This window comes from Bacillus cereus group sp. BfR-BA-01381 (assembly GCF_022663555.1).
Lineage (GTDB): Bacteria > Bacillota > Bacilli > Bacillales > Bacillaceae_G > Bacillus_A > Bacillus_A pacificus.
In genome coordinates, this window is the sequence record NZ_JAKUFR010000005.1 from 19906 (window position 1) to 38785 (window position 18880).

An 18880-nucleotide genomic window follows, 5' to 3' on the forward strand; every position below is an offset into this window, starting at 1 on the left:
GAATCCTTTTCACGTAAGGATTCTTTTTTAGTTCATTTAATCACGATATTGGTCATGAGTTGGCTGAAAGAGATCTTCCTCGACATCTCTCACCATAGAAAAATGATCAACGTTATAATGCCCATGTAAAGTTTTATTGTGATGACCAATAATTTGCTCGGCAGACAATACGTCAGAATCAGTTGTGGAATGACCGTTTTTAATTAATGTAACATCAAAGCCTTGTACAGTTGCTGTCCTTACAGCGGTATCAATACAATGCTCTGTTTTACATCCACCGATAACAATATGGTTAATCTTTTCTTCTTTTAAGAGTTCAAGTAAAGAAGTGCCATAGAATGCATTTGTTGCTGCTTTATTAATAAGGATTGCAGACTGAGGTACTTGAATTTTATTATGTACTTCAAAGCCTACGCCACTACCAGAAGCAACATCGATATCTCTTACGAAAACAATAAGGGCATTGGAATCTATTGCTTTCTGCACGGCTGTATTTAATGTAGATAATAATTCGGTTTTACGAAAAACTTCACTTTCTTGTTCATTTCCATCCATTAATTCTTGCTGCGCATCGATAATTAATAGTGCTTGTTTCATCATGTCTCCCCTTTAATATGGAATAAGTTCGACTGTACATATTCCTTCATATTGTAAAGAAATCCTCCATTTATAAGCGAAGTAGACGATTGATTTACAAAGTTGTCAAAGAAATTTCATTCTCATGGCGTATAAAAACATGTATGATAGGAAGTGGAGAATTTTTGAGTAGGTGGGAATAACATGCAAACAGTAGAAGATTATCTTTCATTCTTACATACGAAAGGATTTAAATTATCAGAGGAAGCACAAGGATTTATTATGTTCGGACAAGGATATACGGGTGCATCTGATGGCATTGTAAACGCAGCAATAGAAGCGACAATTAAGCATCAATTGCAGTTTGATGGCAGTTATTTTGTTGCGTTATTAGAACGATTGAAAGAAGAAGAGATTACAGATAAAAAAAGCGCTAAGGCTTTTATGCGGAAGTTACAATCGTAACTTCACGCAGCCTGCGCTTCTTTTTTTGTTTTAGAAGGTAATTCAACAAAAACCATGCCTAGGAAAATACAGAGGCATCCGATAATAGCGGAAATAGAAAGTTGTTCGTTTGCAACGAGCACGCCTGTTAAGGCAGCGAAAACAGGCTCCATTGCGAAAATAATTGCTACTCTCGTTGGAGACGTATGTTTTTGTGCTGATGTTTGAATGAAAAAAGCAATGGATGTCGCGAACAGGGAAGTTAGAAATAGAGCAAATAAAAAGGAAGAATTCGTCCATAGTGCTACTGAAAATAATTTTTCCCAATCTTCAAACAAAAAGGCGCAAATAGAAGAAAACATACCGACAGCTAATACTTGCGATGTGCTTAACAATAAAGGTGATATTTTTTTAGAGAAGAAGCCGTTAACGAGAATATGAGCAGCGAAAGCAACTGCACAACCGAGAACGAGTATATCTCCAATGTTTAATTGAAAAGAATCACCTGCTGTTAATAAATATAAACCCGCTGTTGCTACAGCAATGCCAATTACGATAAAAATGGTAGCTTTTTGTTTTAAAAAGATAAAAGACAGAATTGGTACCATAACGATACTAAGCCCTGTTAAGAAACCTGCTTTTGAAGAAGTTGTATAAAGTAAGCCGAATGTTTGTAAGACATAGCCAACGCATAAAAAGAATCCAACGGTTAATCCAGCGAGGCTACTCTGTTTTATATCTTGTTTTGAAGTTTTTTTTGAGAAAATCATTTGAACGAATAATAAAATAATTCCAGCGAATAAAAAACGTATACCATTAAAAGTAAATGGTTCAACGAAAGACATAGCATTTTGAACGACAACAAACGTAGCTCCCCAAATAAAAGACACAAATAATAAAGCAAGAGGAGCAATCCAATCTTTTTTCACACTCATACCCCCGTTAATTTTGTAAGATAGCTTTTCTAGCTAACTCATCAGCAACTTTATTTTGACTACTTGGAATCCACTTAATAAAAAAGAGATCGAAATTTTTTATGTACCGCAATGCTTCCTCTAATAGTGGTGCAAACATTTTATTTTTTGCGTATTCTTTTTCGACAGCTCGCTCCACAAGTTGCGAATCTGTACGAAAAGAGACAATGTTATAATTATGCTCCATGCAATATTTTAATGCCGCAAGTAAAGCGTGGTATTCTGCTTCATGATTGGACATTGTCCCAAGGGGCAATGATAATTGTACAGCGGGTTGAACCCCTTTAATAAACACACCTGCACCAGAAGGACCAGGATTTCCTTTTGATGCACCATCAATATATACTTCAATCAAAATGAGAAACCTCCAAATGATAAGATGATCCCCTACTTATATGTTTCTTTGAAGTAGGGGATAGAGTAACTTAGCCGATTGTAATACTATAACGACATGTAAATGTTTCATTCGCTTGTAAAGATTGAATTCCTTTTTTTTCCTTGAAATCTTTTGCTGGATTTACTTCATCAGCAATTCCGTACCAAGGTTCAATACATAAGAAAGGTGCGTTCTCGCCTGGTGTCCATACGCCGACAAATGGGAATCCGTCAAATTCTACTTTTACAAATTTATTATGTTTATGAGAACGAATAGAGATTTCATCCGTATTCATATTTTCAAAAATAAGCGCATCATTTTTAAATAGGTCGTATGTAAGTGGCAATTCATTCGTGCTTTCAGCGATTAGTTGCTTCTTATTTGAAAGGTAAGGTCCTTCTAATACGCTTGTTTCTAAGCGCTCAGAACCATTAAAAGATAGATGATAATCTGTAAATGATTCGCCATCTAATAACGGGAAATTGAAACCAGGATGTGCTCCGATTGAGAAGAACATCTCTTTTGAAGCAGGGTTATTCACTTCGTATGTTACATGAACGATTTGTCCGTCTAGTTCATAAGAAACGAGTAATTCGAATTCGTATGGGTATTTTTTTAATGTTTCTTCATTACTAGTTACAATGTAGGTGATTTTCGTTTCACTTTGTTGTTCTACAGAGAATGTAAGATCACGAGCAAAGCCGTGTTGTGTTAAAGAATAAGGTTTACCATCTACGTAGTATGTATTATCTACTAATCGGCCGACGATTGGAAATAAAATTGGTGCACGGCGTCCCCAATAAGTAGCATCACCTTGCCATAAGTATTCTGTATTGTCTTCTTTTAAGCGAACGCTTTGTAATTCTGCACCTTTGTCAGAGATGGTAACGATCACTTTTTCATTTTGAATTGTTGCAGTCATGAAGTAAAACCTCCTAAATCTTTCATATATTTCATTATACGTTGTCTAAAAGAAAAAGGGTAGTTCATGGTAGGAATCTATTGACGAAAGGGGGGCTACCGCGTAAAATATAATCTTGTTGCTTAAAAAACGAATAACGTGGTTCGAAACCATCCCACGTAAAAAAACTAAGGAGATTTTGTCATGAATATTAGAACTTTAGTCGGTAATGGTATTTTAGCGGCATTATATATTGCTGTTTCTATGCTTATTCAGCCATTTGGCTTTACGAATGTACAGTTTCGTATTTCAGAGATGTTTAATCATCTCGTTGTATTTAATAAGAAAGCAATTTACGGAATTGTATTAGGTGTATTTTTAACGAATCTCTTTTTCTCACCTATGATCGCTTACGATTTAGTATTTGGAGTAGGGCAATCTATTCTTGCATTAGTTGCAACGATTATTTCTATGCGATTTATTAAAGGTGTTTGGGCTCGTATGATTTTTAATACAGTTATTTTTACAATTACAATGTTTATGATTGCAATTGAACTTCATCTTGCATTTGATTTACCATTTATGTTGACTTGGTTAACATGTGCAATCGGTGAATTTGTTGTCATGGCGATTGGTATGCCTGTAATGTACTGGATTAATAAACGAGTACAATTTGAAAGATTTATGTAATAGATGAAAGAGCTATTCCTATAGGGATAGCTCTTTTTGTATGTAATCACATTGAATATAATGCTGTGACTATTGATAAAATATAATAAAATAAAGTGAGGCTTTCATTAGCTGGCTACATATAAGAAGTCTTATATAAGGGGAATCTAGTATGAAATATAAAATTCATTGGTTGTATAAAACAAAGCGCGGTTTGCAGACGGAATTAACGACAGATTATATGAACATAGAAGAAGTACTTCAATTTGCAGAGGATTTCGAGAAAACAGGAAGAGTGAAAGAATTATTATTTTACGATGAAATGGATGCAGAATGGTCATTAAAAGAAATGAAAAAACTGAGTAAGCAAGTGGAGGATGAGCCTCAAGAAATACTCGTTTATTTTGATGGTGGTTATGATGTGCAGACGAAAGAAGCTGGAGTAGGTATATGTGTGTACTATAAAAAAGGAAATAAAAACTACCGAATTCGCCGCAATGCATATATAGAAGGTATATATGATAATAATGAAGCCGAATATGCATCACTATTATATAGTATGAATATACTCGAGGAATTAGGGATTAAGTATGAAGCGGTCACGCTTCGCGGAGATTCTCAAGTTGTACTGCAGCAATTGGCTGGAGAATGGCCTTGTTATGATGAACATTTAAATCATTATTTAGACCAAATTGAGCAAAAGGCGAAGCAAATGAAATTAAAACTTGTATGTGAGCCTATATCAAGAAAACAAAATAAAGAAGCACATCAATTAGCTACGCAAGCATTAGAAGGAACAGTGATTGATAGTCATAAAGAAATAACCGAATAGAGAGGTGCAAAGGTGGATAAAAAGCAACTCATTACAGAGGTAAATGACTTATTAGAAACGTATTGTGAAGGATGTTTTTTGCGAGAACATAATCGAAAGACAAATAGTAAGTATTACGCTCATTCCTTTTGTATAAGACAATGTACAGTTGGAGAAACATTGAAAAAGTATGGGGAACAGTTGTCATGAAAAAACATCCAGAGAGAACTCTCTGGATGTTTTTTAGTGTCTTGCTTCGTTTAGTTGATGCTCACATTTATTTAATTTCTTTTCTTCATTCATTAAAAATGGCTCATCTAAATCAGTTGCAACAGATTTCATAATTTCAAGCTGAGAGCGAGCTGCTTCTACAGCAGTAGTCGCATGTTCTAATGTATCTGGATCCATTGAAATTGTCGCTGATCCTACCATTTTTTGTGCTGTTTCTACACGGAATTTCACTTCTTCAAAATCATTTACTTCTGATCCCATTAATAATTCCTCCTTTGTATAGTGCGCATTTCACATAGTTTTTGCTCTGGAAAACGGAAATATACAAAGGAATAACAAAGGAATAACAAAGGAGGTTACCAAGTAAGGTAACCTCCTGTCATATGTTGGATTAAAGTTTTACTACGTTAGCAGCTTGAGGTCCACGGTTTCCTTCAGTGATATCGAAAGATACTTCTTGACCTTCTTCTAAAGCTTTGTAGCCTTCGCCTTGAATAGCAGAGAAATGTACGAATACATCGTCAGCGCCTTCAATTTCGATAAATCCAAAACCTTTTTCGTTGTTAAACCATTTTACTTTTCCTTGCATGTTACAATTCCTCCTAGAAAACATTTACGTTTTTTCATTTAGTGAAATTCATTTGAAAAGATAATATAAACTAAAAATGCTATAATCTTGAATATTCTGCTAAATGATTAATTTAAATATACACGAATTGGGAGAATTTAGTCAAGTAAGCGATTTTATTTTTTTGTATTTTTAAATAATTTTTTAGCCAAATTTTTTAATAGGTATAGGACAGGCCGAGTATGTAATAGTCTTAATTGAACGCTATACATAATGAGGTGAAAGAATGAATGAGTCTTATTTATTAGATAATGAAGGAATGAGAACGAGAAACGACATACCGAATTGGGTTGCAAAGGAATTTCAAAATTTTTCGAGTGTTGTGCTAGAACCAACTTTTCCGTGTTATTTCGGCTTAACAGCTTTAAAAAAGAACGAACTTCGTTATTCATTTCTCTCTCATAATGATTGGAGTCATTTGCCACATACAATGTTATCTTTTTTAGAGTTAATGAAAGAGCGTCCAATTGTAAGAAGAGGCTTTTTTCTTTTTGTAGAACCGGAATGTGAGGAGCAATCACTGGAATATTACCGTGATTACTTTTGGAAAGTACTACAATATTTACATGAAAACGATAAGGAAACATGGCCAAAGCAAATTCCTGAAGACCCAGACCATTACTTATGGGAATTTTCATTTGGCGGGGAACCGATATTCGCATTTGGAAACGCACCAGCCTATAAACAACGAAAAACTAGGCATTTAGGAAATTCTCTCGTTATTGGATTTCAGCCACGTACTATATTTGATGGATTAGAAGGGGATCGTCCTAAAGGAGCATATTCTAGGCAAACGGTCCGTGAGCGAGTTGAAAAGTGGGATCAGCTGCCGAAACATCCTAACATTAGTCATTATGGTGATCCGGATCATCGTGAATGGAAACAATACTTTATAGGAGACGATGTAGAACCGTTAAAAGGAAAATGTCCTTTTCTTCATAAGATAGAAAAGTAAGAGTCATCATCTAGATGGCTCTTTTGCATATTTTGGATAAAAAAGGGTATTTTAATAGTAAATATTTTGATGAAAGCTAGTCTATTTTTAATCATTACATCATTACTTAATAGTAAAGGAAGTAGAAAGGATAGAGTGATGTTTGGAGCAATTATACAACAAATTGTATTAGGTATTTCATTAGCTGCGCCAGTAGGTCCGATTAATATTGAAATGTTAAAACGAGGAATTGAACGAGGTTTTTGGCATGCGTGGGTTGTTGGAATTGGTGGAATGACAGCAGATATTTTGTTTATGCTTCTCATCTATTTCGGTTTATCTTCTCTGTTTATGTATACATATGTACAAGCTTTTATGTATTGCACAGGGTTTTTCTTATTATTTTATTTAGGATTTCAAAGTGTAAAACAAGGAATTTCTCAATCGAATATGGAATATAAAAAAGAAGAGGTAGGCGGCCTTAAACAATCGTTTATGGCAGGTTTTTTAATTGCGATATCCAATCCATTAAATCTTGTTTTTTGGTTTGGTATATACGGAAGTACACTTAGCTCATTGCTTACGAAGGTAACGAAACAAGAAGCCTTTTTGTACAGTCTTTGTATTATCGTTGGTATTATTTTATGGAATGTAAATATTGCCTTTTCTGTCCATTTTGGCAGAACTTTATTAAAGCAAAAAGCACTTGGCTATATAACAGCCGGAGCAGGTATTATTTTAGTAGGATATTCTATCCATTTTGCATACAAAGCTTTACAGTTGTTCACATAAGATTGAAGGGGAGATTTTTATGTATCGAACCACTATTGACGGAAAAGAAATCATTATTACGTTAGCACCAAAAATCAGAAAAGAAATTACTGATAGAAATCCACTATATGAAGCAGTATTTCATAATGCAGCAAGATTATTACAAACAAAGCAACCAACGTTTGCTGTAAATCATGAAATATTTGGACTTATCATTGGAGAGGTACAAAGAGGAGAAGTAACAGTGTTTGCGGTGGAACATATTATTCCAAAGCAAAATATATTTGGACCGAACAATTTTTTCTCGACAATAGAGCAACAGGCAAATTTGTAAAGTGTATAGAATAAGATATAGAAAAGAAATAGTCGTAACGATATGTTGCGACTGTTTTTTTTGAAAAGGGGGAAGGAAGATGAAGAGGGTGGGGAAAGAGTTCTTTTTACAACATGATATCGTTATTATGTATAGTATTTTATTTGTTTTTATCATTATTTTAAAAATGCAATTTTTCACATGGATCGGTTTGTTAGCATGTTTGTTTGGGATTATTTTTTATACGCTAAACGAATATATGACACACCGTTTTTTATTTCATTTAAAACCACCTAAAAACGTATTTTTATTAAAAATGCTAAGAAGATTACATTATGACCATCACGTATATCCAGATGATTTAAAACTTTTATTTTTGCCTGTATGGTTTAGTATACCGAGTTTTACTATATATTTACTTATATCATACGTGATAACAAAAAGTGTTACCATTACACTTTCATTTGGAATCGGAATGATTATTATGCTTCTCGTTTATGAATGGAAACATTATATTGCACATAAGCCAATTCGTCCCGTCACTAAGTTTGGTAGGTGGCTAAAAAAACAGCATATATTACACCATTATAAAAATGAAAAGTTTTGGTTTGGTGTTTCAAATCCAGTATTCGATTTCATATTTGGAACACTTAAAGATGGAAAAGACGTTGAATTAAGCGAAACAGCTCGTAATTTAGAAAAAGAGAAAAAAACAGAAGTGGTGCGATAAGCACTACTTTTTTATTTTGTTTTAATGAGTATGAAAGCTTCACTGGCACGTAAATTTTATGTTGAAAAAGTATATTAAAAACTTAGGGGAAAATGCCGAAAAATGTCTATCGAAAAATCTTTGCAGGAATGTATGGATTGTCTAAAATGAAAATAAGTTTCTGAATATTTATAAAATTTAGTTTTTGGGTATACAAGGGGGAATTGTACTTTCAGTAAGAGAGGGGATTAGAGAATGAAACGAGATGATACGTCAGCACGTAAGTTACAAAATGAGGTGAATTATACAGAGGTTGTTCAGTCAGAAGAATTTCAATTGTTATTAAATACGAAAAAGAAGTTCATCGTTCCAATGAGTATTTTCTTTTTAAGTTTTTTTATTGCGTTACCTATTTTAACATCGTATTCAAAGGTACTCAATACACCGGCATTTGGTGATGTTACGTGGGCGTGGATATTTGCTTTTGCACAATTTATTATGACGTGGTCATTATGTATGATTTACAGCAAAAAAGCTGAATCCTTTGATAAAATCTCACAAAACATTCTGCAAGAGATGCAAAAAGGGAGGGGCTGACTTTGAATACAACCGCTTTTGCACTATTTTTAATCATCGTACTTGGTACACTCGTCATAACTTATTTTGCATCGAAGAAAACGAAAAATGCGAGTGAATTTTATACAGCTGGAGGGGGATTAACTGGTTGGCAAAATGGTCTGGCCATTGCGGGAGATTATATGTCTGCTGCGTCTTTTCTTGGTATAGCGGGAGCGATCGCGTTAACTGGGTTTGATGGTTTCTTCTATAGTATCGGTTTCTTAGTTGCTTATTTAGTTGTACTATACTTAGTTGCAGAGCCGCTTAGAAACTTGGGAAAATACACATTAGCAGATATGATTGCGGCGCGTTTTGATGCGAAAAAAGTTCGCGGAGTTGCAGCGCTTAATACGATGACGATATCCATTTTTTATATGATTGCACAATTAGTTGGTGCGGGTGCACTTATTAAATTATTATTAGGAATCGAATATACAACATCTGTATTAATCGTTGGTACACTTATGACTGTGTATGTTATTTTTGGTGGCATGACTGCGACGAGCTGGGTACAAATCGTTAAGGCTGTATTACTTATGGCTGGTACATTTATTATCTCTGTAATCGTTTTCGCCAAATTTAATTTCAGTGTGACGGAAATGTTCGCGCAAATGAAAACAGCTACTCCGTTAAAAGATTCTTTTTTAAATCCCGGTGTAAAGTATAAAGATGGTCTTGATACGCTATCTTTAAATTTAGGACTAGTCCTTGGTACAGCAGGGTTACCACATATTCTTGTCCGCTTTTTTACAGTACGTGATGCAAAAACGGCACGTCAATCTGTCGTATATGCGACATGGTTAATTGGCGCATTTTATATTATGACGATTTTCTTAGGATTTGGGGCAGCGGCGTTTGTAGGAAATGAGGCAATTATTAAAGCAAATCCAGCTGGTAACATGGCAGCACCTTTATTAGCTAAAGCATTGGGCGGAGATTTCTTATTTGCTTTCGTATCAGCAATTGCCTTTGCAACGATTTTAGCTGTAGTGGCAGGCCTTGTATTAACAGCAGCATCCGCATTCGCACATGATTTTTATAATGAAATTATTCGCAAGGGGAAATCAACGGAAAAAGAGCAAGTATCCATGGCTCGTTATGCGTCTATTGGAGTAGCTGTATTATCTATTATACTAGCGTTATTTGCTCAAACGTTGAACGTAGCATTTTTAGTTTCGTTAGCGTTTGCAGTTGCAGCGAGTGCAAACTTGCCAGTTATATTATTCACAATATATTGGAAGCGCTTCAATACAACAGGTGCCATCTCTGGTATGATTGTTGGTCTTGTATCAGCTATTGTTCTTGTAGCGTTAAGCCCAAATGTATGGAACCCTGTAGCTGGAAAAGCTATATTTGTTGGGGAAGCGATATTCCCATATACGACACCTGGAATTATTTCGATTCCGCTCGGATTTCTTGCAGCGTATTTAGGAACTGTTTTATCTAGTAAGAAAGAAGATGCAGCGAAATTTGATGAAATTCTCGTGAAATCTAATACTGGGCATGGTATTAGTGACGCGTCTTCGCATTAAAAAAGAGGAGCTTTTCGATAGATAAGAAAAGCTCCTTTTTCTTTTGTCATTTTCTTGTAAATAATACTGCTTTGTAAGTAGGATTTGTCTTAATTTTGTGGAATGAAAATAAGCAGGGAGAAATTTAAATCATCATGGTACCAGCGCAGCTTTTGTGAAAAATAAGTTGTTATGGAAGGTGGAAGAAATGATGAAAACGAAACAGACTGATGAATTATTGGCAAAAGATGAGCAATATGTTTGGCACGGAATGCGTCCCTTTAGTCCAAATAGTACAATGGTAGGGGCAAAAGCAGAAGGGTGCTGGGTTGAAGATATACAAGGAAAAAGATATTTAGATGGTATGAGTGGTCTTTGGTGTGTGAATAGTGGATATGGCAGAAAAGAGCTTGCAGAGGCAGCCTATAAGCAATTACAAACATTATCATACTTTCCGATGTCACAATCACATGAACCGGCTATAAAGCTTGCAGAAAAATTAAATGAATGGCTTGGAGGAGAGTATGTTATTTTCTTCTCTAATAGTGGTTCGGAAGCGAACGAAACAGCTTTTAAAATAGCAAGACAATACTATGCGCAAAAAGGTGAACCACATCGTTATAAATTTATGTCACGTTACCGCGGCTATCATGGGAATACAATGGCAACGATGGCAGCGACGGGACAGGCACAGCGTAGATATCAATATGAGCCATTTGCTTCAGGATTTATACATGTAACGCCGCCAGATTGTTATCGTATGCCTGGAATAGAAAGAGAGAACATTTATGATGTAGAATGTGTAAAAGAAGTAGATCGGGTCATGACATGGGAACTAAGTGAAACGATTGCAGCTTTTATTATGGAACCAATTATTACAGGCGGAGGCATTTTAATGCCGCCACAAGACTATATGAAAGCTGTTCATGAAACGTGTCAAAAACACGGTGCCCTGCTTATTAGCGATGAAGTGATTTGCGGTTTTGGACGTACAGGAAAGGCATTTGGATTTATGAATTATGATGTGAAGCCTGATATTATTACAATGGCAAAAGGCATTACGAGTGCATATTTACCATTATCAGCAACAGCTGTGAAAAAAGAAATATATGAAGCATTTAAAGGAAAGGGAGAATATGAATTCTTCCGTCATATTAATACATTTGGTGGAAATCCTGCAGCTTGTGCACTAGCACTTAAAAACTTAGAAATTATGGAAAATGAAAATTTAATTGAGCGATCTGCACAAATGGGTTCTCTTTTATTAGAGCAATTAAAAGAAGAAATTGGGGAGCATCCACTTGTTGGAGATATTAGAGGAAAAGGTCTACTAGTGGGAATTGAACTAGTAAACGATAAAGAGACGAAAGAGCCAATTGATAACGACAAAATTGCAAGTGTTGTAAATGCTTGTAAAGAAAAAGGGTTAATAATAGGGCGAAACGGTATGACAACAGCAGGATATAATAACGTCTTAACATTAGCGCCACCACTTGTTATTTCAAGTGAAGAAATTGCCTTTGTTGTTGGAACGTTGAAGACAGCGATGGAACGCATTTAATGAATCGAGCGAGCTGTGATTACAGCTCGCTTTTGTATATCCCATTAAAGTCCGATTGGTGAAGGCTGATTAAAGTTTCACTTTATTAGGTGAAATATGATACGTTTTCAAAGGGAGGGGAATTATTATGAAGAAATATGATCCTAGTCAACATTATCACATCGGATATTATGAAGATGGATATGATTTAGAAGTGACAGCGTACAAAAGAATACATGAACCAGTTTGGGATGCGTATATTCCACACTATGAGGTAGACGATTTCTATAAGAAAGTGGAGGAAATGAAGCTAGGTGAATATGTAGATGATTATGGCATTATGGTGTATTCATTTCGTAATGATATTGATGATGATGAAGCACGAATTATTTTTGAAAAATGGTTAAAAACGAACGGGATTGTTTAAAGATAAAACGAAAAAGAAGCCTACTATCTTATAAGATAGTAAGCTTCTTTTTTATTAAACTTATTTACTTGCTTTCATTGCTTTATCTTTTGCACCAAAAGTGTATTTTAACATTGGTGGTGTAATCATTGTAGTTAAAATAACGACAATAACGATAGCTGTAAAGTAATCTTGTGCTAGTAGACCTGAAGAAAGTCCTGTTCCTGCGATGATAAGTGCAACTTCACCACGAGAAACCATTCCAGAACCGATAATTGCAGAAGACTTAGCGTCAAATCCAGTCATTCGTGCACCTAAGCCACAACCGATTAGTTTCGTTAATACAGCGATTACTGTTAATGCTAGGATGAACCAAATTTGATCGCCAATACCGTCAAATGTAATATTCATACCGATACTTACGAAGAATACTGGAACGAACATAGCGTAAGCAATTGGTTCTACTTTCTTTTCTACCTCATGTTTGTAGTTCGTTTGAGAAATTGCGATACCAGCTGCGAAAGCACCGATAATACCAGCAATTCCTAATAGTTCGCCGAAATATGCGAATGAGAAACAGATGATAAGAGCCGCACTCACGATAGACTCAGATACGCGTAGTGGTGATAACCAGCGCATAATCGCAGGAACACCTTTCCATCCGATTAAAATAATAGAAGCGAAGAATACAACTTTCTTCAAGATAATCATTGTTAAGTTAACATCGTCTGTACCTAGGAAACTCATTGCAAATGCTAATAAAATAACGACAAGAATGTCATCAAATACAGCTGCGCCCAGCATAGTTGTACTTTCACGTGTTTTCATCTTTCCTAAATCGCGAAGTGTTTGTACGGAAATACTAACACTTGTCGCACATAGAAGTAATCCTAAAAATACAGCATTTCCTTGTTCCATTCCCATAACAAGACCAGAAACGTAACCACCTACGAATGGAAGAATGATACCTCCAAGTGCAACAGCTAAAGAAGAATTACGATTTGCGTTTAATTCCTCTAAGTCTGTTTCAAGTCCTGCCATAAACATTAAAAGAATAACACCAACATTACTTAATTGTGTTAGAAGCTCGGAATTTTCAATCCAACCTAATACAGCTGGACCGATAACGATACCGACAATTAATTTACCTAGTACAGAAGGTTGACCTAATCTAACACTAAGATCACCAGCAAGCTTTGTACTTAATAAAATAAGTGCAATTTGAAAGAAAAATTCGAATTCCATCGGATCCTCTCCTTATCATTTTTATTTTTATCATACGATTTCTCGGAATTTGCCTAATGAAAATATGTAAAACCCATTAAACAAAGGGTCTGATTACGAGTTCTTTTGAACTTGTAATTTGAACCTGTAATTAATATATAATAGATTTTACAAAAAATCAATGAAAAAATGGGGGCATTTTTAGAGAGAGACTGTGTAATTGGGGATATACATATAAGAGTAGCGTGTGAATTTATATATGTATGAAATAGTATGAAGTCCTTTTTCATTACAAATAATAAAGCCTAAATACGATTTCACGAGTTATAAATGTGAAAGGGAGGGTTTATAGTTTGAAGTCATTAAAAAACAACGTGTCTATCGTTGCTTTAGGTGGAGTAAATGAAATAGGGAAAAATATGTATGTTATTCAATTTGAAAATGATATGGTCGTTATTGATTGTGGATCAAAATTTCCAGATGAAAGTTTATTAGGAATTGATTTAATCATTCCAGATGTCACCTACTTACAAGAAAATAAAGAAAAAATTCGTGGATTAGTCGTGACGCATGGACATGAAGACCATATTGGCGGAATACCATATTTTTTAAAACAACTAAACGTACCAATCTATGCTACGAAGTTAACGTTAGGTTTAATTGAAATTAAATTAAAGGAGCATAACCTTCAAGATAATACAGAATTAATCGTGATTCATTCAGAATCAGAAATTGATTTTGGTGCTATTAAGACAACTTTTTTTAAAACGAATCATAGTATTCCAGATTGCCTCGGTATTGTTTTTCATACACCAGAAGGTACTATAGTACATACAGGTGATTTTAAATTTGATTTAACACCAGTTAATAATCAACATCCTGATATTCATAAAATGGCTAAAATAGGTAGTGAAGGTGTATTAGCTTTACTATCTGAAAGTACAAATGCAGAACGACCTGGATTTACCCCATCAGAAAGGTCGGTAGGGGAACGGATAGAGGAAATATTTATGAAAGCAAATAGGAAAGTGATTATTTCTACTTTTGCTTCTAATGTGAATCGTGTTCAGCAAATAGTTGAAGCTTGTATAAAAACAAATCGAAAACTGGCTTTGCTCGGGAGAAGTATGGTAAATGTAGTAGAAGTTGCTCTAGAGAAAGGGTATCTAAATATTCCAGAAGGTATGCTAATTGAAGCAAATGAGATAAATAATTTAGATCCAAAGCAGGTCGCAATACTTTGTACAGGAAGTCAAGGAGAACCAATGGCAGCTTTAGCGCGTTTAGCTAGTGGAAACTATAGGCAAGTAGATGTTTTACCAGAAGATACAGTTATTATAGCTGCGACTCCTATTCCAGGAAATGAACGTAATGTTTCGCGAATTATCGATAACTTATTTGCATTAGGGGCAAGAGTGATTTACGGATCAGGCAGTTCTACTGGAGTCCATGTATCTGGCCATGCATATCAAGAAGAATTAAAGTTAATGCTCACATTAATGAAGCCAAAATATTTTCTCCCCATTCATGGAGAGTTTAGAATGCTACATCACCATAGCTTGCTAGCGGAATCAATTGGTGTCGAAAAAGAAAATATCTTTATCGTTCGTAATGGAGATGTTGTAGATATAAGTAATCAAGTGGCAATTCAATCGAGAAAAATACAAGCAGGAAATATATATGTAGATGGATTAGGAATTGGTGATGTTGGAAATGCATTATTACGTGATCGAAAACAACTTTCAGAAGATGGAATGCTCGTTATAGTTATTACTTTTAATAAAGTGGATGGAGAAATAATTTCAGGTCCTGATATTATTTCTCGTGGATTCGTCTATGTTCGTGATTCAGAAGAATTTTTGAAGGAATTAAATAAATTAGCTGTTATTACGATTAATAATGTAAAGAAAGAGAAAGTGAATAGCTGGGGTATTTTGAAAAGAGAAGTAAGAGAAGCTTTAGGGAAGTATATATATACGAGTACGAAAAGAAAACCGATGATTCTTCCTATAATTATAGAGGTGTAATAATGAATAAAAAGAATTCTCTTAAGGGAATTCTTTTTTGTTTTGAAGATAGAATGAACATATAATGAAATAAATAGAAATGGAAGGGAATAAAAGATGTTATTAAACAAACGCTTTACAATTGGAGAAATGGCAAAAATGCATAATATAGCGGAATCTACTTTACGTTATTATGATGAAAAAGGAATTTTCCATCCATCCATTGTGGACCCACAAACAAATTATCGCTATTACACAATCGATCAATTTTCACTATTAGATACGATTAAGTTTTTACGCCAATTAAATATTCCATTAAAGGAAATTAAGAAATATATTGATGAAAGAAATCCAGCATACGCACTCAATTTGTTGGAAAAACAACAAGAAATGATGTTGAAAAAACAAAGAGAAATTGAGTATGCTTTGGCGAAAATGGAGCATAGAATTCATTTGATTAAGGAAGCAACAGAAGCAAAAGCTAAACAAATGGTAATAAAAGAGATCCCGCGGCGAAAAATAACAGCCATTGCGGTTGCTCCGAATACGACGGATGATATGTTTGAGTACTACATCCATTCGTTGCAAAAAAATATGAGGCAAATGGATGATAGTTTATTTTCTGGAGATATTGGTGTAACAGTTGCGAAAAAAGGATTCATGCAAAATGAGTTTCAAGCGTATAGTAGCGTGTTTATTCTTTTGGATTATATGCCGTATGAAGTGCATAATTCAGATGAGATTAAGGAAGGTTTATATGCTTGTTCTTATCATCATGGACCGTATGAAGAAACAGATGCAACGTATAAGGAATTACTTGCGTACATTGATCAAGAAGGATATGAAGTAAGTGGAGATGCGATTGAGATTGGATTAATTGATTGGTCTGTAACAGAAAATCCGGAGGAGCAAGTAACAGAAATTCAAATTCCTATCATGAAAAAATAAAACAATAAGCTGTAGCACTCGTATCATTACAAATGGGTATTAAATACGATAATTAAGTTACCTATTTTTTAAATTCTCTATTGACCTTCAAGTTACTTGAAGGTTTAAACTAAGGAAAGAGAGTTGAAAAAAGGAGCATAATAGTATGGAAGCAACAGAAAAATTAAGAGAAAAACCGATAAAAAGTTTATTTATTTCTTATTTAATACCAGCTGTTCTAGGAATGGTATTAATGTCGGTTAATATTGTAATTGATGCGGTAATGATTAGTCGGGGAGTTGGAGCAAATGGATTGGCAGGAGTAAACGTGGCTATTCCAGCGTTTTCAATTTTCTTCTCTATTTCATTATGGATTGGAATGGGCGGGGCAACGTTATATTCCATTGCATTAGGTGAAAATAAAATTGAAAGAGCAAGGTCTATTTTTACTCAATCCATGACGGTAGCAGTCATTATTGTAGGCGTTTTAGCGGCGATTTGCTTATGGAGAATAGAAGATTTAGCATACGTATTCGGTGCGAATGAAGTAATTTTACCGTATGCGTTAGATTATTTACACGTATTATTAACATTTGGAATGATATACGTTTTAGAAAATATTTTAAGTACATTTATACGAAATGATGGAAATCCTAATTTAGCAATGGCAGGTTTAGTTGTAACAGCTGTATTAAATATAGTGTTTGACTATATCTTTATTTTCATCTTTAAATGGGGCGTAACAGGAGCTGCTTCAGCAACTATTCTTTCAGCAGCGGTTGGTTTCCTTGTATTATTAACACACTTCTTTAGAAAAAGTAGTATTTTAAAATGGACGAAATTCCATTTTGAATGGGATACAGTAAAACAAATTATGATAATCGGTTTCCCGAGCTTTACAGCAGAAAGTACAGTAGCGATTGTAACGATTGGTTTTAATATTGCATTCGTTCAATATGCAGGGGAAGTAGGAGTCGCTTCTTATGCGATGGTGAATAGTATTCATGCAATGACATTACTATTATTCTTTGGGGTAGGTGCTGCATTACAACCGATTGCTAGTTTCCATTATGGTGCAAATTTAGCAGAGAGACTTCGTGAAGGGTTGCAGTTTGCAGTGAAAATTGCAGTTGTACTTGGAGGCGTTGCAATAATTGTCGGATTATTCTTCGGGAAATATATTATTGGTCTATTTGACGTCCAATCTCCAGAGTTATTGGAGTTAACATTAACAGGTATGAGCTTGTTCTTTATCCAATATGTATTTTTAGGCTATAACATTGTGTATGGAGAGTACTTCCAATCAGTGCGACAAACGACAAAATCAGTACTTATTATAATGAGCCGAGGGTTGCTATTTATTATTCCATTATTATGGATTATGCCGAAATTATTTGGGATCAACGGAATTTGGCTCGTTATGCCAGTAGCGGAAGTATTGACAGCGATTATCGTATTTACGATGAATCGTATGAAACATCCTGTGCCATTAAACATGGCAGGCGAAAAAGAAGCGATATGATAAAGAAAATCCCCTTGAGTAAGTAAGGGGATTTTTTATTCTTTTAAACTAATAGCAAAAGATCCATCCGTTTCTTGAACAGACGCAAAGGCGACGTTTTTAATATTTGTGATGCCTTTTTCTTTTAATTCTTTATATAACCACTTTTCGTCCTTATGAATTAACTTTAAGTTATCGTATTGAATTTGTGAATCAACGATAAGGGCAATTGGTAATCCAGCATACTTAACATCTATGTTCAAATCTTTCGGAGTTAATGGGACAAGTTCACGCTTTGGTAAAATGCTAATGGCTCCATTCGCTTCTAAAATAGCGTATTCAATTTCATGAACACTTGGATATCCTGCGACGCGAAGATTAGAAAGTAATTCAGCAATGGGATACCTACTTTTTTGTAAGTTCTCAAAAATAATATCACCATGTTTAATTAAAATAATCGGGTGCCCGAGAATGAAACGATTTAGTTTGTTGAATAGGCTTAATTTTGTAAGGATTAAATGCAAACATGTAATAACGACCATACCGAGAAAAGCTTGCAAAGCACCAGAGACTGGTATGGCCTGAAAAGCTAAATAAGATAAAAAGATAATAGCACCAAAATCATGAGGCGTTAGTTGTGCTAAAGCTGATTTACCGAGCATCTTAAGTGATAGTAAAAATAAGATAAAAAAGAACGATACGTTACATAAAAAGAGAAGCAATAGAGACACTCCTTCGTGCAAAGTTGTACTTACTGTTCCCGAAAGAAATATAAATATTACTTTCTAGAGGATAAATTAGGTTGAATTG

The 18880-nt window shown here is 34.7% G+C and carries 23 protein-coding genes and 1 riboswitch; of the genes, 15 read left to right on the forward strand and 8 right to left on the reverse strand.

The genetic code is table 11. From position 1 onward, the window contains the following. Positions 1 to 36: 36 nt before the first annotated feature. Positions 37 to 597, reverse strand: coding sequence for a cysteine hydrolase family protein (locus tag MR079_RS02780; protein ID WP_242293465.1), 561 nt, complete (start codon positions 595 to 597; stop codon positions 37 to 39). Positions 598 to 780: 183 nt separating this feature from the next. Between MR079_RS02780 and MR079_RS02785 the strand changes: the two genes are divergently transcribed. Continuing rightward, positions 781 to 1041, forward strand: a complete 261-nt coding sequence (locus MR079_RS02785) for a DUF6123 family protein (RefSeq protein ID WP_098667215.1) — start codon at positions 781 to 783, stop codon at positions 1039 to 1041. A gap of 2 nt (positions 1042 to 1043) precedes the next feature. Here the strand turns inward: MR079_RS02785 and MR079_RS02790 are convergent, their stop codons facing one another. The 3 genes from MR079_RS02790 to MR079_RS02800 all read right to left on the reverse strand — a co-directional run bounded on the left by MR079_RS02790 (position 1044) and on the right by MR079_RS02800 (position 3292). Next, the gene (locus tag MR079_RS02790; protein WP_139867981.1) at positions 1044 to 1949 is read right to left on the reverse strand and encodes a DMT family transporter; all 906 of its coding nucleotides are present in this window, start codon (positions 1947 to 1949) and stop codon (positions 1044 to 1046) included. Between the two features lie 13 nt (positions 1950 to 1962). Continuing rightward, positions 1963 to 2349, reverse strand: coding sequence for a reverse transcriptase-like protein (locus MR079_RS02795; protein WP_242293466.1), 387 nt, complete (start codon positions 2347 to 2349; stop codon positions 1963 to 1965). A gap of 70 nt (positions 2350 to 2419) precedes the next feature. Beyond that, positions 2420 to 3292, reverse strand: coding sequence for an aldose 1-epimerase family protein (locus MR079_RS02800; RefSeq protein WP_242293467.1), 873 nt, complete (start codon positions 3290 to 3292; stop codon positions 2420 to 2422). Between the two features lie 132 nt (positions 3293 to 3424). Continuing rightward, positions 3425 to 3469: riboswitch (PreQ1 riboswitch) on the forward strand. 6 nt (positions 3470 to 3475) lie between these two features. On the opposite strand from MR079_RS02800, the gene MR079_RS02805 reads away from it, so the two are divergent. The 3 genes from MR079_RS02805 to MR079_RS02815 all read left to right on the forward strand — a co-directional run bounded on the left by MR079_RS02805 (position 3476) and on the right by MR079_RS02815 (position 4961). Then, complete coding sequence (locus MR079_RS02805) at positions 3476 to 3961, forward strand: QueT transporter family protein (protein ID WP_001026467.1); 486 nt, start codon at positions 3476 to 3478, stop codon at positions 3959 to 3961. 151 nt (positions 3962 to 4112) lie between these two features. Further along, a complete protein-coding gene (locus MR079_RS02810) occupies positions 4113 to 4772 on the forward strand; it encodes a ribonuclease H family protein (protein WP_242293468.1) in 660 nt (219 codons plus the stop codon). Positions 4773 to 4784: 12 nt separating this feature from the next. Further along, positions 4785 to 4961, forward strand: a complete 177-nt coding sequence (locus MR079_RS02815) for a zinc-finger domain-containing protein (protein WP_000358801.1) — start codon at positions 4785 to 4787, stop codon at positions 4959 to 4961. Between the two features lie 33 nt (positions 4962 to 4994). Here MR079_RS02815 and MR079_RS02820 read toward each other — a convergent pair whose 3' ends face one another. Then, on the reverse strand, positions 4995 to 5243 hold the full coding sequence (locus MR079_RS02820; protein WP_000534392.1) for a DUF2564 family protein: 249 nt from the start codon (positions 5241 to 5243) through the stop codon (positions 4995 to 4997). Between the two features lie 130 nt (positions 5244 to 5373). After that, positions 5374 to 5571, reverse strand: a complete 198-nt coding sequence (gene cspB / locus MR079_RS02825; RefSeq protein WP_001161727.1) for a cold shock-like protein CspB — start codon at positions 5569 to 5571, stop codon at positions 5374 to 5376. Between the two features lie 265 nt (positions 5572 to 5836). Here cspB and MR079_RS02830 point away from each other — a divergent pair, with 265 nt between their 5' ends. The 8 genes from MR079_RS02830 to MR079_RS02865 all read left to right on the forward strand — a co-directional run bounded on the left by MR079_RS02830 (position 5837) and on the right by MR079_RS02865 (position 12433). Next, positions 5837 to 6565, forward strand: coding sequence for a YqcI/YcgG family protein (locus tag MR079_RS02830; protein WP_016717045.1), 729 nt, complete (start codon positions 5837 to 5839; stop codon positions 6563 to 6565). A 138-nt stretch (positions 6566 to 6703) separates the two neighbouring features. Beyond that, positions 6704 to 7336 carry a LysE family transporter gene (locus MR079_RS02835; RefSeq protein ID WP_000466557.1) on the forward strand — a complete coding sequence of 211 codons (633 nt, stop codon included), beginning with the start codon at positions 6704 to 6706 and terminating at the stop codon, positions 7334 to 7336. A 19-nt stretch (positions 7337 to 7355) separates the two neighbouring features. Further along, entirely contained in the window at positions 7356 to 7649 is a 294-nt protein-coding gene (locus MR079_RS02840; RefSeq protein WP_000286361.1) for a hypothetical protein, read from the forward strand. 79 nt (positions 7650 to 7728) lie between these two features. Further along, entirely contained in the window at positions 7729 to 8358 is a 630-nt protein-coding gene (locus MR079_RS02845; protein ID WP_000832152.1) for a sterol desaturase family protein, read from the forward strand. A gap of 234 nt (positions 8359 to 8592) precedes the next feature. Continuing rightward, positions 8593 to 8934, forward strand: coding sequence for a DUF485 domain-containing protein (locus MR079_RS02850; protein WP_000817374.1), 342 nt, complete (start codon positions 8593 to 8595; stop codon positions 8932 to 8934). A gap of 2 nt (positions 8935 to 8936) precedes the next feature. Beyond that, positions 8937 to 10487: a solute symporter family protein gene (locus tag MR079_RS02855; RefSeq protein ID WP_038812929.1), complete on the forward strand. Its 1551-nt coding sequence runs from the start codon at positions 8937 to 8939 to the stop codon at positions 10485 to 10487. Positions 10488 to 10677: 190 nt separating this feature from the next. Continuing rightward, positions 10678 to 12027, forward strand: coding sequence for an aspartate aminotransferase family protein (locus MR079_RS02860; protein ID WP_139867971.1), 1350 nt, complete (start codon positions 10678 to 10680; stop codon positions 12025 to 12027). Positions 12028 to 12154: 127 nt separating this feature from the next. Further along, the gene (locus MR079_RS02865) at positions 12155 to 12433 is read left to right on the forward strand and encodes a DUF3986 family protein (RefSeq protein WP_016717048.1); all 279 of its coding nucleotides are present in this window, start codon (positions 12155 to 12157) and stop codon (positions 12431 to 12433) included. 60 nt (positions 12434 to 12493) lie between these two features. On the opposite strand, the gene MR079_RS02870 is transcribed toward MR079_RS02865, so the two are convergent. Continuing rightward, entirely contained in the window at positions 12494 to 13657 is a 1164-nt protein-coding gene (locus MR079_RS02870) for a cation:proton antiporter (protein WP_000393891.1), read from the reverse strand. Between the two features lie 332 nt (positions 13658 to 13989). Between MR079_RS02870 and MR079_RS02875 the strand changes: the two genes are divergently transcribed. From MR079_RS02875 to MR079_RS02885, 3 genes are all read left to right on the forward strand, one after another. After that, on the forward strand, positions 13990 to 15663 hold the full coding sequence (locus tag MR079_RS02875) for a ribonuclease J (RefSeq protein WP_242293469.1): 1674 nt from the start codon (positions 13990 to 13992) through the stop codon (positions 15661 to 15663). Positions 15664 to 15759: 96 nt separating this feature from the next. Further along, positions 15760 to 16590, forward strand: a complete 831-nt coding sequence (locus tag MR079_RS02880; RefSeq protein WP_242293470.1) for a MerR family transcriptional regulator — start codon at positions 15760 to 15762, stop codon at positions 16588 to 16590. A gap of 145 nt (positions 16591 to 16735) precedes the next feature. Further along, positions 16736 to 18091 (forward strand): MATE family efflux transporter, encoded by a 1356-nt coding sequence (locus MR079_RS02885; RefSeq protein WP_139867967.1) that lies wholly within the window; start codon positions 16736 to 16738, stop codon positions 18089 to 18091. Positions 18092 to 18126: 35 nt separating this feature from the next. Here the strand turns inward: MR079_RS02885 and MR079_RS02890 are convergent, their stop codons facing one another. Then, positions 18127 to 18792 (reverse strand): DUF421 domain-containing protein, encoded by a 666-nt coding sequence (locus tag MR079_RS02890; protein WP_000923931.1) that lies wholly within the window; start codon positions 18790 to 18792, stop codon positions 18127 to 18129. Positions 18793 to 18880: the final 88 nt, after the last annotated feature.

Bases quoted from the DNA above. Each gene is read 5' to 3' on its own strand.
- MR079_RS02850 (WP_000817374.1), top strand. From the start codon at position 8,593: ATGAAACGAGATGATACGTCAGCACGTAAGTTACAAAATGAGGTGAAT.
- MR079_RS02835 (WP_000466557.1), top strand. From the start codon at position 6,704: ATGTTTGGAGCAATTATACAACAAATTGTATTAGGTATTTCATTAGCT.
- MR079_RS02865 (WP_016717048.1), top strand. From the start codon at position 12,155: ATGAAGAAATATGATCCTAGTCAACATTATCACATCGGATATTATGAA.
- MR079_RS02785 (WP_098667215.1), top strand. From the start codon at position 781: ATGCAAACAGTAGAAGATTATCTTTCATTCTTACATACGAAAGGATTT.
- cspB (WP_001161727.1), bottom strand. From the start codon at position 5,571: ATGCAAGGAAAAGTAAAATGGTTTAACAACGAAAAAGGTTTTGGATTT.
- MR079_RS02805 (WP_001026467.1), top strand. From the start codon at position 3,476: ATGAATATTAGAACTTTAGTCGGTAATGGTATTTTAGCGGCATTATAT.
- MR079_RS02780 (WP_242293465.1), bottom strand. From the start codon at position 597: ATGAAACAAGCACTATTAATTATCGATGCGCAGCAAGAATTAATGGAT.
- MR079_RS02820 (WP_000534392.1), bottom strand. From the start codon at position 5,243: ATGGGATCAGAAGTAAATGATTTTGAAGAAGTGAAATTCCGTGTAGAA.
- MR079_RS02840 (WP_000286361.1), top strand. From the start codon at position 7,356: ATGTATCGAACCACTATTGACGGAAAAGAAATCATTATTACGTTAGCA.
- MR079_RS02870 (WP_000393891.1), bottom strand. From the start codon at position 13,657: ATGGAATTCGAATTTTTCTTTCAAATTGCACTTATTTTATTAAGTACA.
- MR079_RS02800 (WP_242293467.1), bottom strand. From the start codon at position 3,292: ATGACTGCAACAATTCAAAATGAAAAAGTGATCGTTACCATCTCTGAC.
- MR079_RS02845 (WP_000832152.1), top strand. From the start codon at position 7,729: ATGAAGAGGGTGGGGAAAGAGTTCTTTTTACAACATGATATCGTTATT.
- MR079_RS02830 (WP_016717045.1), top strand. From the start codon at position 5,837: ATGAATGAGTCTTATTTATTAGATAATGAAGGAATGAGAACGAGAAAC.
- MR079_RS02885 (WP_139867967.1), top strand. From the start codon at position 16,736: ATGGAAGCAACAGAAAAATTAAGAGAAAAACCGATAAAAAGTTTATTT.
- MR079_RS02810 (WP_242293468.1), top strand. From the start codon at position 4,113: ATGAAATATAAAATTCATTGGTTGTATAAAACAAAGCGCGGTTTGCAG.
- MR079_RS02860 (WP_139867971.1), top strand. From the start codon at position 10,678: ATGAAAACGAAACAGACTGATGAATTATTGGCAAAAGATGAGCAATAT.
- MR079_RS02880 (WP_242293470.1), top strand. From the start codon at position 15,760: ATGTTATTAAACAAACGCTTTACAATTGGAGAAATGGCAAAAATGCAT.